Below are 15,702 nucleotides of genomic sequence, written 5' to 3' on the forward strand. Positions count from 1 at the left end.
GGGTTGTCGAGAAGCATTCTTTCTTACACACAAAAGCCCCGTTCATGTGGATGAACGGGGCCTCGGGCTTCACACGTCTATCAGAAATGGAAGTTGGTGCTCAGCAGTGCGGTACGACCGGCCGCCTGGTTGGCGAAGTGAGTCGAGAACGCCTTGTCGTAGTAGGTTTCGTCGGTCAGGTTCTGCACGTTCAGTTGCAGGTCGACGTTCTTGGTCAGCTTATAGGCCGCCATCGCGTCGTAACGAACGTAGGAATCAACCATGGTGGTGTTGGCGGTACTGCCGAACACGTCATCGACATAGAACGCACCGCCACCGATGGTCAGCCTTGGCGTGACCTGGTAGGTCGTCCACAGGCTGGCGCTGTTTTCCGGCGTGTTAGGTAACTGGTTGCCGTCATTGGCCGCGCCCAATGGGCCACCATCGATTTGTTCGCTGTCCATGTAGGCGTAACCGGCGAACACTTGCCATTTGTCGGTGAGCTTGCCGCTGGCCGACAGTTCGATGCCTTGAACGCGGGTTTTGCCGACGTTTTCGAAGGTGGTGGTGTTGGTCTGCACACGAGCGTTGTCTTTCTCGGTGCGGAAGATATCGGCGGTCAACGACAGGCGATTGTTCAGCAGATCCCACTTGGTACCGATTTCGTAGTTCTTGGTGGTTTCCGGCTCCATGTCGCTGCTCAGCAGGTTGCCGTTGCGATCCGGCGTGCCACCCAACGGGTTGCCTTCCGAACCTTCGCCCAAGGTGTTGCCCGGTGGCGTGGCAGACGTCGCGTAGGACGCATAGATGCTGCCGTTTTCGGCTGGCTTGTAGACCACGCCGAACTGGCCAGTGACGAATTCGCTGGTGTCCTTGCCTTTGGCTGCGTTGCCTTTGGTCACGACGGTGGCGCCGGAACCGTCAAAGGTACGGTACTGGGTATTGAAATGGTCATACCGCAGGCCCATGTTCACCAGCCACTGCTCGGACAACGTCAGGGTGTCGAACACGTACAGTGCGTAGGTGTCGGCCTTGGTGTTGGTGCCGGCGTAATTACGCGAGATGGCACCGTTCCATGGATCATTCGGGTTCGGGTTGGACAGCGAGGTGCAGTTGAAGCCGCTTGGCGCGCCGATCAGTGCCGGCGAGCAGTTGGTGGTCACCGCTGCTGTTCCCGGGGTGGTGTCCGTGTTGACATTGTACGAGGATTTTTCACTTTCCTCGTGGGTGTATTCGACACCGGTGGAGAAGCTGTTCTTGAACCCGGCAATGTAGACATCGCCAAACAGGTCGGTCTGGTTGGTGGTGGTCTCGGTGTTGCTCACGCGGGTGTTCGCGCGGCGCCAGACGCTGCCGTTGTTGACGTTGCCTTTACTGTCGTCCGGCTGGGTCAGGATGTAATCCTGCATGCTGGTGCCGTGACGCAGGGTGTTCTTGATGGTCAGCGAGTCGCTCAGGTCGTGCTCGATGGCGAAGGTCGCGGTGTCGGTGCGGGTCTTGCGGAAGTCGCGATCGGTCAGACCATAGAAGTTGCTGCTGTCGCCGCCGTCATTCGGCTTGTCCGGATTGGCCTTGGTACGGGCAGTCGAGCCACCGACCGGGATGGAGTACGGAATACCCGAGTCCGGCGTGTCATTGCTTTCGAGGTGGTAGTAGTCGAGGTTGACGCGTGTGTCCGTACCCAGGCCGAAGGCCAGGGACGGTGCAACACCCCAACGGTCGTAGTCGACGCTGTCACGTCCGGCGACGTTGCTCTCGTGGCTCAACAGGTTCAGACGGCCAGCGGCGGTGTCGGTGAACTGGTAGTTGCCGTCGAAGGTGTAGCGTTGGGTCTGGTCGGAGCCCCAGGTGAAACCACCGTCGAGCGAATCGCCCAGGTGCGCTTTCTTGCTGACCAGGTTGATGCTGCCGCCGGCGGCGCCACGGCCGCCGATCGCGGAGTTCGGGCCTTTGCTGACTTCGATCGATTCAACGGCGAAGATCTCGCGGCTCTGGGAACCGGTATCGCGCACGCCGTCCAGATAGGTGTCGCCCTGGGCGTCGAAGCCGCGGATGAACGGACGGTCGCCCTGCGGGTTGCCGCCTTCACCGGCACCGAAAGTGATGCCCGGAACAGTGCGCAGTGCGTCCTGCAAGTTGAGCGAACCGGTGTCTTTCAGAACCTGCTGCGGAACAACGGTCACCGAGCGCGGCGTGTCGATCAGCGGCGCCGTGTACTTGGGGGAGGAGGCTTTCTCGACGTTGTAGGTCGTCTCGTCCTGGGCTTCGCCGGTGATGGCGGTGGCGCCCAGCGAAATCACTTTGTCCGGTGCTTTTTCGTCGGTTTTTTCCGCCGCGAAAACCATGTGGCCCGCAGAGCCGGCAGTAATCGCCATGCCGATGGCGGATGCGAGCAGACGTGGTGAACTGACCGGTACTTGTGGTTGTTGACGCGACATTTGAATTCCCCTCCCCAAGGATTTGAGGCCGCGGAATATAGGGTAAACAGGTATTCGTAACAATTGCGAAATATTACTATTCGCACTTAATTTACATTCTTTACAATTTACCCTTACGGTTTTTGCTGACTCACTCGTCAGATGTGTTTTACACAGGCAATAAGAATCAATACCATTAGAGCTCCTTTGGTTTCAGGTGCCTTTGTCATGCTGCTGCACATTCCCGGCCTGTTCGAAAAAGACGAGGTGCAGCGCATTCGCGAGGCTCTGGAACAAGCGGATTGGGCTGATGGCAAGATCACCGCCGGCTACCAGTCGGCCAAGGCCAAGCACAATTTGCAGCTGCCTGAAGGGCATCCGCTGGCCAAGGAGATCGGCGCGGCGATGCTGGAGCGGCTGTGGAAAAACCCGCTGTTCATGTCGGCTGCACTGCCGCACAAAGTCTTTCCTCCGTTAGTGAACTGTTACACCGCCGGTGGCAGTTTCGACTTCCATATCGACAATGCGGTGCGCCAACCTAAAGGCAGTATCGAACGGGTACGCACGGACTTGTCCGCCACGCTGTTCTTCAGCGAGCCCGAGGATTACGACGGTGGCGAACTGGAAATCCAGGACACCTTCGGCACCCAGCAGGTGAAGCTGCCTGCCGGTGACATGGTGCTGTACCCCGGCACCAGCCTGCACAAGGTCAATACGGTGACGCGCGGAACGCGACTCGCCTCGTTTTTCTGGACGCAAAGCCTGGTGCGTGAAGACAGCCAGCGCGCCCTGTTGTTCGAGATGGACGGAGCCATCCAGCAACTGACCCGTGATGTGCCCGATCATCTGTCACTGATCCGCCTGACCGGCACTTATCACAATCTGCTGCGTCGCTGGGTCGAGGTGTAAGTGGCGGATTTTCGTTTACGCCGCGAGGAATTGCTCGACGGTGAGCGCCTGCGCGCGATGCTCGACGAAAGTCCGGCCCGCGCGGCCCAGGCCATCCTGATTGCCGCACGCGAAGGGGAGATTGAAGCCCAGGCTTTGCTCGGGCAGATTCTGCTCGACGGCCAGGGGATCGCGCAGGATAAGCCGCTGGCGCTGAGCTGGTTCGGCATCGCCGCGCGCCAGGGGCACCTGATGGCGCGCAACATGCTCGGCCGTTGTCATGAGCATGGTTGGGGTTGTGCGGACGATGCATCGCTGGCGGCCAGGCATTACCGAATTGCCGCTGCGGCAGGGCTGGATTGGGCGATGTACAATTTCGCCAATCTGCTCGCCACCGGGCGCGGTGTAGCCGAGGATCAGGCGCTGGCGCTTAGCTGGTATCGGCGTGCGGCGGACCTTGGCCATGCGAAGTCGATGAACCTGCTGGGGCGCTATATGGAGGAAGGCCGATTTTGCCAGGCCGACCCGGATGCCGCTTTCGAGTGGTATCGACGTTCTGCCAAGGGTGGGGATTTCCGCGGGCAATTCAGCTATGCGGCTGTTCTGGCGCAGGACGGGAAAATCGAAGAGGCCTTGGTGTGGTTGCACAAGGCATTGGCGGCAGGGAACCTGAACTTCCTGCGCGTCAGCGGCCAGGCACTGTTACACGCTCCTCACCCGGATCTACGGGCATTGGCGCCGTGCTTTGAACAGCGTGCCGTGCAATTGCAAAATCAGGCGCTGGCATGAGCATGTGGGTATGACAGTCATTGAGGCGAGCGAAAAGGCTGCTCAGGGTTTTCGCTCGCATTAATCGAAGTTGCCGCAAACAACCGAATCGAAACCGGTTTAGCTCTTCCATTCCCCGCGCAGAGACTTCATATGCTTCATGAAAATATCTGATTGTTCAATGAAGCGTTTAACCACCGACTCGAGATCGTCGCTCTCGTCATGTTCGGTAAGTTCCAGGAATTTATTAATGGCGTCGGCGAGAACACTCAATTCATGGGTATAGAGTTCTCTGGGTGTTTGTACAGACTGGAATTCCTCCAGCTGATTCTTTTGATTCTGTAGGATTTTTATATCTTGATTGATGCGAGCGAGATTGCGGCGGCGGTCATCCAGTTGTTTTTGAATCTGGCTTCTGGCTTGGATCAGGTTGTCATACTTTATACTGTCGCTGATTAAATTGAGGATCTTGCCGGCGGCAGCAATACCTGCCTTGACAAGTTCGACTTGAGGGGCGGGCAAGTTGAGGGTGGCGAGTTTTTCAGCGGTTAGAAATAATTCCTTGATGAGCAAGAAGTTGTCTGTCGCTTCAATGAGTTTTATCGCCTCGTTCAGCTCTGTTTCGTTTTTTACCAGTCGTGCTATTGCGCTTTCTTCTTCTGAGATATACGGAGTAGCGTTGCTGATTGAAGTTTCCAGCTCTTTAATTCGGTATTGGTTGTCGCTGAGTGTCACTGCTTTCAGATTTATCAGATTGTTGTTTAATGCCGTCAGAAAATCTAATGTTCCGGTTGTCCCGCTCTTCATTAATATTTTGATTTCTTTGTAAAAGCTGTCTATCGCCTCCTGCTGTTCCGGTGTGGGTGTTCCTGTTTTCAGGTTTTCAATGGCGGTAAGGAAGTGTTTGATTTCAGTAATGGGTAATGCTGTGGGGGTCAGGGTTAAGGTGCTGAGCGCCTGCTTGTTGGTTGAATTTATTTCTTCCTGTAGCGACTTTAATTGTTCCCCTAGTACGGGTAAGTAAATGGTGCTCAATGTACGGATTTTATAATTGAGTGCTTCTCTGCTCTCCTTGATTTTTTTCATGTCAGGTACTGGGTATTGAAATGAGGTGTCTAGTGTATGTACGGTCATGATTGTCCTGTCTTTAAAAGGAAGATTGATGGTAGGGGGGAAGTTTGCACTTGCGGAGTTCAGGCGTTTCGGGTGGCGTTGTTAAAGGCTGTCAATAAATCGCCCGCCTGCTTTTTTATCTTTGACCAGTTATCCATCATCGTGGTTAGCCTGGAGACAAAAGACACCAGGTACATGGCATTGGTAACGCCATCGAGTTTTTTGCTGGATGAGTCGATATAAGCCTGTATCAACTCCCAGAGACTTTCGAGGTTCGATGAACTGCCAGCAGCACCTTCGATCCTGACATGCAGGTCCTGTAGGCTGGTTTCGAATGCCCGCAACGATGCGAGGGTCGCATTGGTGGTTGCAATTTTTGTTTCGATTTCACGTCGTTCGGTTGTTAGCAGATCCAGTTCATTACGAGCCTTGTTGGCCTTGTCTCCATATATTGTAGAAGCAATGATAAAGCCAACTGCGCCACCGATGAGTCCCCACCATTTACTTTTGGAGTATTCTTCGATTTCCGCGAGTTTTTCGTTGATGCGCTGGTTGAGAATTTCAATCCTTTGATTGAACAGTTTTATTTTTTCGTCGAAGTTGTGGCTGTTGCACAGGGCTATTTTCAAACCCAGTGCCGGTTTCAGTGAGTTGCTGATTTCCCGTTTGAATTCGGTGATCTGGGCTTTGGTGATCTGCGTGCTTGCGCTGTGTTCGGTAATAACTGCTTTAAGCTCTTCAACCAGTTCCAGTAATGCCGGAATTTTTCGTTTCTCATCTCCAGTCAATTGGATTTCCGGCAGATTGTCGATTTCCTCCGGGCTCAGGCTGCCGATTTTTCCGACTCCACTGATGTAGCTGGGTAGTGTCATCAGGTAGTTGATGATGGATTGACTGCTTGAAGTGAAATTGTCGGCAAATACATGAAGATCCGAACCAACTCTCTTCATGTTTGATTCCAGCGGCGACCAGGTTTCAGCATGATTTCTCATGGATTTATACAATTTTTTCATATCGGCAGATTTAAGCCCGGCGATATTCAGTTGGTCATACTTGTGTATCTGTTCTATTTCATCAATTTCGATGGGTAGCGCCAGTCCGGCATTGACGTAGCGTCTTATTTTTCTGATGTCATCGTTTGTAACCAATAGTCCACGTTCACGCTCGACACCTTCGAGGGTGCCGGAAACGGCCCCCATGAAATCCGATGTCAGTGAGTTAAGTTCTTCGGCGGTAATGGTCTGTTCTTGAATGGCTAACATGAAAATCCCTTTTGTGTTTTTTCGTCATGGAGGTCCTTGTTGTTGCCGCTGAAAAGTAATGGTAGTTGTGGTTAAAGTTAAGTCTGGAAGAATTTCAATGTGTGTCGGGTAGGGAGTGAAACTCTGAGTTTTGCTGTTTCTATTGAATAAAGTGCAGCTTTCTGATATCGAAACTTAATGTGTTGTGAAGTCGCTTTGGAATCGCTTTCAAGATGAAATGGTGGAAATAAAAAAAAGGCCTGTGATTACTCACAGGCCTTTTTTGTACAGCGGGCAGAATTTAAACGTAGAACGACTTCAGCGGCGGGAAGCCATTGAACTCAACAGCGCTGTAACTGGTGGTATAGGCACCGGTCGACAGCCAGTACAGGCGATCACCGATGGCCAGGTTCAGCGGCAGGCCGTACTTGTAGTTTTCGTACATGATGTCGGCGCTGTCGCAGGTCGGGCCAGCGATGACCACTTCTTCCATCTCGCCCTTTTTCTCGGTCCAGATCGGGAACTTGATGGCTTCGTCCATGGTTTCGATCAGGCCGGAGAACTTGCCCACATCCGTGTACACCCAACGCTCTACCGCGGTACGGGATTTACGCGCAACCAGCACCACTTCGCTGACCAGGATACCGGCGTTGGCGATCAGCGAACGGCCCGGTTCCAGGATGATTTCCGGCAGGTCGTCACCGAAGTCTTCCTTGAGGAAACGGATGATTTCCTCGGCGTAGGTTTCCAGGCTGTTGGTGCGGGTGATGTAGTTGGCCGGGAAGCCGCCGCCCATATTGATCAGTTTCAGGTGAATGCCGTCTTCTTCCTTCAGGCGTTCGAAGATCACTTTGACCTTGGCGATGGCCGCGTCCCAGACGCTGATGTCGCGCTGCTGCGAACCCACGTGGAACGAGATGCCGTAAGGCACCAGGCCCAGGTCGCGGGCGAGGATCAGCAGGTCCATGGCCATGTCGGTCTGGCAGCCGAATTTGCGCGACAGTGGCCAGTCGGCGGTGGTCGAGCCTTCGGTCAGGATGCGCACGTAGACTTTCGAACCCGGTGCGGCCTTGGCGATGTTGCGCAGGTCGGCTTCGGAGTCGGTGGAAAACAGGCGCACGCCCTTCTCGTAGAAGTAGCGGATGTCCTTGGATTTCTTGATGGTGTTGCCGTAGCTGATACGGTCGGCGCTGACGCCGCGATCCATCACTTTGTCCAGTTCATAGATCGAGGCGATGTCGAAGCTCGAGCCTTTCTCTTTGAGCAGGTCGATGATCTCGACGGCCGGGTTGGCCTTGACCGCGTAGTAGACCTTGGCGAATTCGAAACCGGCGCGCAGGTCGTCATAGGCCTGGCTGATCATCGCGGTGTCGATCACCACGAACGGGGTTTCCTGCTTGTCGGCGAACGCCTTCATTTTGTCAAAAGTGGCGCGCGCGAAATAATCTTCGACCTGGATCGGCATGCTGGGAACTCCTACTGGCAAACTAAAATTATCAATGGGTGCAAATGAACGTCCTCCGTATCCCCACTTTGGTTCGCCTACTTCCCAAGGCATGTCGCCGAAAGCAAAAAGGCCATGGGAAGTGCAGCTTTCCCTTGGCCTTGCTGTCTCGTCGTCAGTACTTGAGCCGGATGGATCGTTTCCAGCATGGACGTTCGGCGCGAACTTTAGGGCGTGAGGGGCCTGAGATCAACAAAAAATGTCGCGTTTTTGCACTCTTCTGACGTGCGTTGCGAGCATTACTCTTTGTAACCGACACAGATGACAGTCGGATGTTCCCAAGGAATTGTGAAGTGTTAAGAATACCTGCACGTTCGACGCTTTTGTGCGCCAAGTCGCTAGTAACTACGATAGCGTCAACATCGCCGACGTTGGCTGCGAAAAGGTAGGCTGAGAGGGGATTTGACTATTTCAGCGCGTATTTTCGGATGGCTTTTACAGACGCGACTGTTGATATTTTTTTCCGGTATGCCGATTACCCAAAAATTGCACAAACCTTGTAGGAGCGAGCCTGCTCGCGATGGCATTTTCACTGCCAACATCGTCGTTGACTGATATTGCGCTATCGCGAGCAGGCTCACTCCTACAGGTTTTGCGTTTTTTACCTGGCGATATGGGTGATCAGGCGATCACTGCCTTGGCAGGCGACACGATATTGGTCTTCATCCCGCGCGATCGGCCAGAGCTCAGGTAAGCCGCAATCGACTCCTGCGTCACCTCCCCCAAAAACACCCGCTCGGCATCCATCACCGGCAACCACGCGCGATTGAACTCGTACATGCGCGACAGCAAGATGCGCAAGTGCTCGTCGTACGCTGCGGTGGCGTTGAACTCGCGTTGGTACTGCGCGCAAGTGCCGGCTTGACGGTGCAGGTCGCGACGGCGCACGTAACCCAGGGCTTTATTCTCGGCACAAGTGACCACCACGTAGCGTCGGTCATGCTCGTCCATCAACTCCAGCGCTTCGGCCACCGGGGTTTGCGGGCTGACGGAAGGCGCGTTGTCCGCCGCGTCTTCGGCTTTTACCAGCAGCAGGCGCTTGAGTGTGCTGTCCTGACCGACGAAGTTGCTGACAAACTCATCCGCCGGGTGCGCGAGCAACGTGTCCGGGTGATCGATCTGCAACAGCTTGCCGGCGCGGAAGATCGCGATCTTGTCGCCGAGCTTGATCGCTTCGTCGATGTCATGGCTGACCATGATCACGGTCTTGTTCAGCGCCCGCTGCATTTCGAAGAACTCGTTCTGGATCATCTCGCGGTTGATCGGGTCGACCGCACCGAAGGGTTCGTCCATCAACAGCAGCGGCGCATCGGCGGCCAGTGCGCGAATCACACCGATCCGCTGTTGTTGGCCTCCGGACAATTCCCGCGGATAGCGATGCAGGTATTGCTTGGGTTCGAGCTTGATCATGCTCATCAACTCACGGGCGCGGTCGTGGCATTTCTGCTTGTCCCAGCCGAGCAGTTTCGGCACGACCACGATGTTCTCTTCGATGGTCATGTTCGGGAACAGACCGATCTGCTGGATCACGTAGCCGATGTTGCGGCGCAGCGTTACTTCGTCGAGACCGGTGGTGTCTTCGCCGTTGATCAGGATCTTGCCCGAGGTCGGTTTGATCAGGCGGTTGATCATTTTCAGCGTGGTGCTTTTGCCGCAACCCGATGGCCCGAGGAACACGCAGATTTCGCCTTCATTGACGGTCAGGCTCACCGAATCCACGGCTTTCACATCTTTGCCGTTGCTTTGGAAGGTCTTGCTGAGGTTTTGAAGTTCGATCATTTGAGCAGTCCTTTTGGAGTCAACGAGCGCTGTAGCACTTGCAGAATGAGGTCGGCGATGATTGCCAGCACACTGACCAGCACAGCACCGACGATCAGCATCGACATGTCGCTGCGGCTGATGGAAGCGAGGATGAGTACGCCGAGGCCTCCGGCGCCGATGGTGGCGGCGATGGTCATGACACCGATGTTCATCACCACGGCGGTGCGCACACCGGCGAGGATTACCGGTACGGCGATGGGCAGTTCGACCATGCGCAGGCGCTGGCCGAAGGTCATGCCGATACCGCGGGCGGCTTCGCGGATGCCCGGCTCGACGCTGGTCAGGGCCAGGTAGGTGTTGCGCATGATCGGCAACAGCGAGTACAGGAAAACCGCGGTAATCGCCGGCATCGGCCCCAGGCCCTGGTCGAACTTTGAGTAGAACGGCAGCAGCAGGCCGAACAGGGCAATCGACGGCACAGTCAGCAGCACGGTGGCGCTGGCCTGCAACGGCCCGGCGAGGCTCGGGAAGCGTGTCATCAGGATGCCCAGCGGCACGCCAACCACAATCGCCAGGGTCACGGCGATGCCGACCAGCATGATGTGCTGCCAGGTCAGGTGGATCACCTGCTGCCAGTCGAGATGGGAAAAGGCGTTGATAAATTCCATGACTTTTTCTCTTCCCGCCTCAATTATTAGAAAGCAAGGGGTGTTGGCGCAGGAAATCCGCGGCAACGGCTGAAGGATTTTGGTGCTCGACGTCGACCCGCGCGTTGAGTTCGCGCATGGTGTTGTCGTCGAACAGTTCAGCCAGCGGCTTGAGCTGTGCGGCCAATTGCGGATGCGCATCGAGGTAGGCCTGACGCACCACGGGCGCGGCGGTGTAGTCGGGGAAGTAGTGCTTGTCGTCTTCCAGCAGTTTCAGCTGGAAGGCGTTGAGGCGACCGTCAGTGGTGTAGACCAGACCGGCAAACACCTGGCCGTTGCGCAGGGCGGTGTAGACCAACCCTGCGTCCATCTGCCGGATGTTTTTGCGGGTCAGGTTCATGTCGTAGAGCTTGACCATGCCATCAAGACCGTCCGAACGGTTGGCGAACTCGGTATCCAGCGCCACCAGGTTGTTGGTCTCGGCTTCCTTTCGCAGCACCGTGTTCAGCTCACTGATGGTGTTGATTCGCGGGTATTGGTCGGCGACATTCTTCGGTAGGGCGAGGGCGTAGGTGTTGCTGAATTTCGACGGGGTGAGCCAGACCAGGCCTTTTTTCGCATCGAGTTCTTTCACTCGGGCGTAGGACTGTTCGCTGTCGAGTTTTTCAGTGACATGGTTGTAGGCCACCAGCGAAACGCCGGTGTATTCCCAGAGCATGTCCAACTGGCCACTTTCATGGGCGCTGCGGGCCAGATTGCTGCCCAGGCCGCCGGTCACTTGCACCTCGTAACCCTTGGTGCGCAGGTACTGCGAAGTGATTTCCGCCAGCAGGGTCTGTTCGGTGAACACCCGGGCGCCGATGCGGATCAAGGGTTTGTCAGCGGCTTGGGTAAATCCTGCGAACAGCAGGACGCAGCCTAGTAAAAAGCTTGATGTTTTCATGACGATTCCTTTGCCGAGGCTTAAGACGGGCGCAAGCCGCGTTCGAGCCAGAGGCGGCTGGCGAGTGTCACCAGGCCGTCGAGCAACAAGGCCAGCAGAGCGGTGCAGGCCGCGCCGAGGAGCAATTGCGGCTGATTGTTCAGGGCAATGCCGGGGAAGATCAGGCTGCCGAGACTGTTGGCGCCGATCAGGAACGCCAGCGGCGCCGTCCCGACATTGATCGCCAACGCCACGCGCACACCACCGATGATGATCGGCACCGCGTTGGGCAATTCGACTTTCCGCAGCACCTGGAGCGGGGTCATGCCGATGCCGACGGCGGCTTCCTTGAGCGAACCCTGAACGTTTTTCAGGCCTTCGTAGGTGTTGCGTACGATGGGCAGTAGCGAGGCGAGGAACAGGGCGAAGATGGCCGGGCCGCTGCCGATGCCGAGGATACCGAGGGCTATGGCCAGAACGGCGAGGGGCGGAACGGTGTTGCCGATGTTGAAAAACTGCATGAAGCGTTCGGCACGGCCGACCATGGACGGGCGGCTGAGGAGGATGCCGGCAGGAATGCCCACGACAAGGGCGGCCAGCATGGAAGCGAGGACGAGAATCAGATGAGCTTGCAGGTAAAACAACAAATCGTCGCGGTAGTGTTCGATCGTGTCGATGCCGATCCAGTGGATCAGCAGGGCCAGAAGGGCGATTACCAGCGCGCCTCCTATCAGCCCTTTGCCATAGTGGATAGCCACAGGCGGACTCCTTTTTTCAGTCGGCGAAAAATTTTCGTGTGGCAACGCCATGCCTGGCTGCCGAAAAATGATCGCGAGAAGCAGCTCATGCCGAGCGCGTTCCACTGTAGGAGCGAGCCTGCTCGCGATGGACGTCAACGATAACGCTGGGTATCTGAATGTACGCGTTGTCTGGACGTTTTTTCGCGAGCGAGCTCGCTCCTACAGAGGGTAGGCACACGGCTATTGAGCCATGAGCACAGCCTCGTCAGGCTGAATTGCAGGTGTTTCAGGCCCCCGACGAGTGGTCGTAACGGGGGAGTGGACGTCTCCGTGCTTTAAAAGGTTCCCATCTGAAGCTGCATTTGGCCACCCCTAATGTGCTCAACGGTTCGGTTCTTCGATCAACTTGGGCTATAATCTGCGCCCTTTTTTGAATCACCTGCCAGGCGATTTCCCATGACCAAACAGGCCGCCGAAGTCGCGAAACGCCGCACTTTCGCCATTATTTCCCACCCCGATGCCGGTAAGACCACCATCACCGAGAAGCTCTTGCTGATGGGCAAGGCGATTGCGGTAGCTGGTACGGTGAAATCGCGTAAATCCGACCGCCATGCCACCTCCGACTGGATGGAAATGGAAAAGCAGCGGGGTATTTCCATTACCACGTCGGTCATGCAGTTCCCGTATCGCGAGCACATGATCAACCTGCTCGACACCCCGGGCCACGAAGACTTCTCCGAAGATACCTACCGCACCCTGACGGCGGTGGACTCGGCCTTGATGGTCCTCGACGGCGGTAAAGGTGTAGAGCCACGGACCATCGCCCTGATGGATGTCTGCCGTCTGCGTGACACGCCGATTGTCAGCTTCATCAACAAACTAGACCGTGACATCCGCGACCCGATCGAACTGCTCGACGAAATCGAAGCCGTCCTCAAGATCAAGGCTGCGCCGATCACCTGGCCGATTGGTTGCTACCGTGACTTCAAAGGCGTGTATCACCTCGCCGATGACTACATCATCGTGTACACCGCCGGTCACGGCCACGAGCGCACCGAAACCAAGATCATCGAGAAGCTCGACTCCGATGAAGCCCGTGCGCATCTGGGTGACGAGTACGAGCGTTTCATCGAGCAGCTGGAGTTGGTGCAGGGCGCCTGCCACGAGTTCAACCAGCAGGAATTTCTCGACGGCCAACTGACCCCGGTGTTCTTCGGTACGGCACTGGGCAACTTCGGTGTCGACCACGTACTCGACGCCGTCGTTGATTGGGCGCCGCGCCCACTGGCACGCGTGGCCAACGAGCGCACCGTGGAGCCGGTGGAAGAGAAGTTCTCGGGCTTCATCTTCAAGATCCAGGCGAACATGGACCCGAAACACCGCGACCGCATCGCCTTCATGCGTATCTGCTCCGGCAAATACGAGAAGGGCATGAAGATGCGCCACGTGCGCACCGGCAAGGACGTGCGCATCGGCGACGCGCTGACCTTCTTCTCCTCCGAGCGTGAGCAACTGGAAGAAGCGTTCGCCGGCGACATCATCGGCCTGCACAACCACGGCACCATCCAGATCGGCGACACCTTCAGCGAAGGCGAAGTCCTGGGCTTCACCGGTATCCCGCACTTCGCCCCGGAACTGTTCCGTCGCGTGCGCCTGAAAGATCCGCTGAAATCCAAGCAACTGCGCCAAGGCTTGCAGCAGTTGGCCGAAGAAGGCGCGACCCAGGTGTTCTTCCCTGAACGCAGCAACGACATCATCCTCGGCGCCGTCGGTGTGCTGCAGTTCGATGTGGTCGCCAGCCGCTTGAAAGAGGAGTACAAGGTCGAATGCTCCTACGAGCCGATCACCGTTTATTCCGCGCGCTGGATCGAATGCAGCGACAAGAAAAAGCTTGAGGAATTCTCCAACAAGGCTGTGGAAAACCTGGCACTGGACGGCGGCGGTCACCTGACCTACCTCGCACCTACGCGGGTCAACCTGGCCCTGATGGAAGAGCGCTGGCCGGATGTTAAATTCCGTGCGACCCGTGAGCACCATTAAGCGCTGAGTTGAAACACCAGAAACCCCGTCGCGAAAGCTGCGGGGTTTTTTGTTACCTGACGCAATCCCCTGTAGGAGCGAGCCTGCTCGCGAAAAATTCAGACCCGCCGCGTTTATTCAGGCAGCACGCGTCATCATTGACGACCATCGCGAGCAGGCTCGCTCCTACAGTAATCCGGGGTGTTCACAACATTCTCCGACTCGCCGCGGGCACTGTAGGAGCGAGCTTGCTCGCGAGGGATCCGGATTCGCCATGAATGCCTGCGTCATTGTTCACTGGGAACCAATGTCCCCTGGTGGAAAACCATCTGCCACTGCTCGCCCCGATTACGCCAGATGGAACTGCGCAGACTGTGGACTGCGCCGGGATGGCCGTGGCTGCAGGTTCAGTGCTCCTGGCGTATCAGCCAATCCCGATCTCTTCCTTGAACTGCTCCAGAAACCCCTTCAAACGCTCATGACGAACCTGTGCCAGACGTTGCCCTGTCGCAGTCTGGAAACCGTCTGCCAAGTGCAGCAGCTTGGTCTGGAAATGGTCGATGCAGAAGCGGGTGTCGTCATAGTCGCGGTCATAGGCCTGCGGGTCCTGCGGGTCGTAGAGGGCGCTGCCCATGCGCCCGGCAACGTAAAAGGTGCGGGCGACTCCGAGCATACCCAGGGAGTCGAGGCGGTCGGCGTCCTGCACGATTTTCGCTTCCAGCGAGGTCAGCGGGATGTTGGCGGAAAAGCTATGGGCTTCGATGGCGTGGGCGACGGCGGCGATTTTTGTCTCGCGCCAATCCATCTTCGCCAATACCCCTGACGCTTTGCGCGCTGCCAATTGCGATGCCTGCGAGCGCAACGGCGAGTTCTTTTCCACTGCTACACAATCATGCAGCAGCACCGCCGCCAGCAGCACCTCAAGATCGCCACCTTCCTGTGCCTGAATCAAGTGGGCGTTGTGCCAGACCCGTTGCAGGTGCGAAAGGTCGTGAGCGCCGTCTTCCGAGGATTCCAGGACGTGGGGCAGCAGGGTGGTGGCGAGTGATTGCATCGGTGCGAAGGTGCTGCTGATCATGCTGTGTCCTTTGATTAAACGTGCCGATCGCGGGAAGTCCTGTCCTGCGTACATCCCGCGAATCCTGCGAGGAGTTCTGTGGGTACACAAGCGTTCTGGACGGCGGAACACGCTTTGATCTTTTCGGCATAACCTTTATAGCAAACCAGTCTCCAAGCCAAGGGCATTTCCGCGGGTTCGACAACGTCCAATTTGGAGAACCCGACTGATCGGAACTAGATTTGACTCAGCGCCAGACAGGCACTCTACGAAAGGAAGGAATCGGCTATGAACAGGTTGTTTCGCGTTTTACTGCTGTTGAAGGTGTTGGTGATGCTTTCGCTCGGAACGTCGATGGCGTGGGCCGAGTGCACCAATCACGGTGAGCAGGCCTCGAGCGGGCAGGCGGGGTACGCGGGGTTGATGCTCGCCAAATCCGAATCGGAGCCGGGAGATCAGGGGCAGGGTGGTGCTGACAACGACGATGACTCGACCACCGACGAGCCGGACTCCGATGAAGAAGAAGGTGACAGCCAGACGTAGTCGCTGAATGGCAGGTAAAAGAAAACCCCTTCTGCCTGACTGATGCGCAATCGAGGCGGAAGGGGTTTGGTCAACGCATCAAGAATTTGAGCAACTCAATCCC

General features: G+C 56.5%; 13 protein-coding genes. 4 read left to right on the forward strand and 9 right to left on the reverse strand.

Annotation, left to right across the window (positions count from 1 at the left end; genetic code table 11):
• Window positions 1-80: 80 nt before the first annotated feature.
• The gene (locus tag AC1DXW_RS06770; protein ID WP_477759862.1) at window positions 81-2,417 is read right to left on the reverse strand and encodes a TonB-dependent receptor; all 2,337 of its coding nucleotides are present in this window, start codon (window positions 2,415-2,417) and stop codon (window positions 81-83) included.
• A gap of 207 nt (window positions 2,418-2,624) precedes the next feature.
• On the opposite strand from AC1DXW_RS06770, the gene AC1DXW_RS06775 reads away from it, so the two are divergent.
• Together AC1DXW_RS06775 and AC1DXW_RS06780 are read left to right on the forward strand one after the other, a co-directional pair.
• Window positions 2,625-3,305: a Fe2+-dependent dioxygenase gene (locus tag AC1DXW_RS06775; protein WP_477755294.1), complete on the forward strand. Its 681-nt coding sequence runs from the start codon at window positions 2,625-2,627 to the stop codon at window positions 3,303-3,305.
• A complete protein-coding gene (locus tag AC1DXW_RS06780; RefSeq protein WP_477755293.1) occupies window positions 3,306-4,073 on the forward strand; it encodes a tetratricopeptide repeat protein in 768 nt (255 codons plus the stop codon).
• Window positions 4,074-4,172: 99 nt separating this feature from the next.
• Here AC1DXW_RS06780 and AC1DXW_RS06785 read toward each other — a convergent pair whose 3' ends face one another.
• The 7 genes from AC1DXW_RS06785 to AC1DXW_RS06815 all read right to left on the reverse strand — a co-directional run bounded on the left by AC1DXW_RS06785 (window position 4,173) and on the right by AC1DXW_RS06815 (window position 11,998).
• Entirely contained in the window at window positions 4,173-5,138 is a 966-nt protein-coding gene (locus AC1DXW_RS06785) for an alpha-xenorhabdolysin family binary toxin subunit B (RefSeq protein WP_477755292.1), read from the reverse strand.
• Between the two features lie 107 nt (window positions 5,139-5,245).
• A complete protein-coding gene (locus AC1DXW_RS06790; protein ID WP_477755291.1) occupies window positions 5,246-6,427 on the reverse strand; it encodes an alpha-xenorhabdolysin family binary toxin subunit A in 1,182 nt (393 codons plus the stop codon).
• A 280-nt stretch (window positions 6,428-6,707) separates the two neighbouring features.
• Window positions 6,708-7,871 (reverse strand): type III PLP-dependent enzyme, encoded by a 1,164-nt coding sequence (locus AC1DXW_RS06795; RefSeq protein WP_108218162.1) that lies wholly within the window; start codon window positions 7,869-7,871, stop codon window positions 6,708-6,710.
• A 660-nt stretch (window positions 7,872-8,531) separates the two neighbouring features.
• Complete coding sequence (locus tag AC1DXW_RS06800; RefSeq protein ID WP_477755290.1) at window positions 8,532-9,689, reverse strand: osmoprotectant ABC transporter ATP-binding protein OsmV; 1,158 nt, start codon at window positions 9,687-9,689, stop codon at window positions 8,532-8,534.
• The gene (locus AC1DXW_RS06805) at window positions 9,686-10,339 is read right to left on the reverse strand and encodes an ABC transporter permease (RefSeq protein ID WP_477755289.1); all 654 of its coding nucleotides are present in this window, start codon (window positions 10,337-10,339) and stop codon (window positions 9,686-9,688) included. The genes AC1DXW_RS06800 and AC1DXW_RS06805 overlap by 4 nt, the downstream gene beginning before the upstream one ends.
• Before the next feature lie 19 nt (window positions 10,340-10,358).
• Window positions 10,359-11,261, reverse strand: coding sequence for a glycine betaine ABC transporter substrate-binding protein (locus AC1DXW_RS06810; protein WP_477755288.1), 903 nt, complete (start codon window positions 11,259-11,261; stop codon window positions 10,359-10,361).
• 20 nt (window positions 11,262-11,281) lie between these two features.
• Window positions 11,282-11,998, reverse strand: coding sequence for an ABC transporter permease (locus AC1DXW_RS06815; protein WP_477755287.1), 717 nt, complete (start codon window positions 11,996-11,998; stop codon window positions 11,282-11,284).
• Window positions 11,999-12,436: 438 nt separating this feature from the next.
• Here AC1DXW_RS06815 and AC1DXW_RS06820 point away from each other — a divergent pair, with 438 nt between their 5' ends.
• Window positions 12,437-14,020 (forward strand): peptide chain release factor 3, encoded by a 1,584-nt coding sequence (locus AC1DXW_RS06820; RefSeq protein WP_060541686.1) that lies wholly within the window; start codon window positions 12,437-12,439, stop codon window positions 14,018-14,020.
• A gap of 403 nt (window positions 14,021-14,423) precedes the next feature.
• Here AC1DXW_RS06820 and AC1DXW_RS06825 read toward each other — a convergent pair whose 3' ends face one another.
• Window positions 14,424-15,077: an HD domain-containing protein gene (locus tag AC1DXW_RS06825; protein ID WP_477759863.1), complete on the reverse strand. Its 654-nt coding sequence runs from the start codon at window positions 15,075-15,077 to the stop codon at window positions 14,424-14,426.
• 267 nt (window positions 15,078-15,344) lie between these two features.
• Here AC1DXW_RS06825 and AC1DXW_RS06830 point away from each other — a divergent pair, with 267 nt between their 5' ends.
• Window positions 15,345-15,599 carry a hypothetical protein gene (locus tag AC1DXW_RS06830; RefSeq protein ID WP_223454129.1) on the forward strand — a complete coding sequence of 85 codons (255 nt, stop codon included), beginning with the start codon at window positions 15,345-15,347 and terminating at the stop codon, window positions 15,597-15,599.
• The last annotated feature ends 103 nt before the right edge of the window (window positions 15,600-15,702 follow it).

The sequence above is a fragment of the Pseudomonas sp. P4_C4 genome (genome assembly GCF_056402055.1).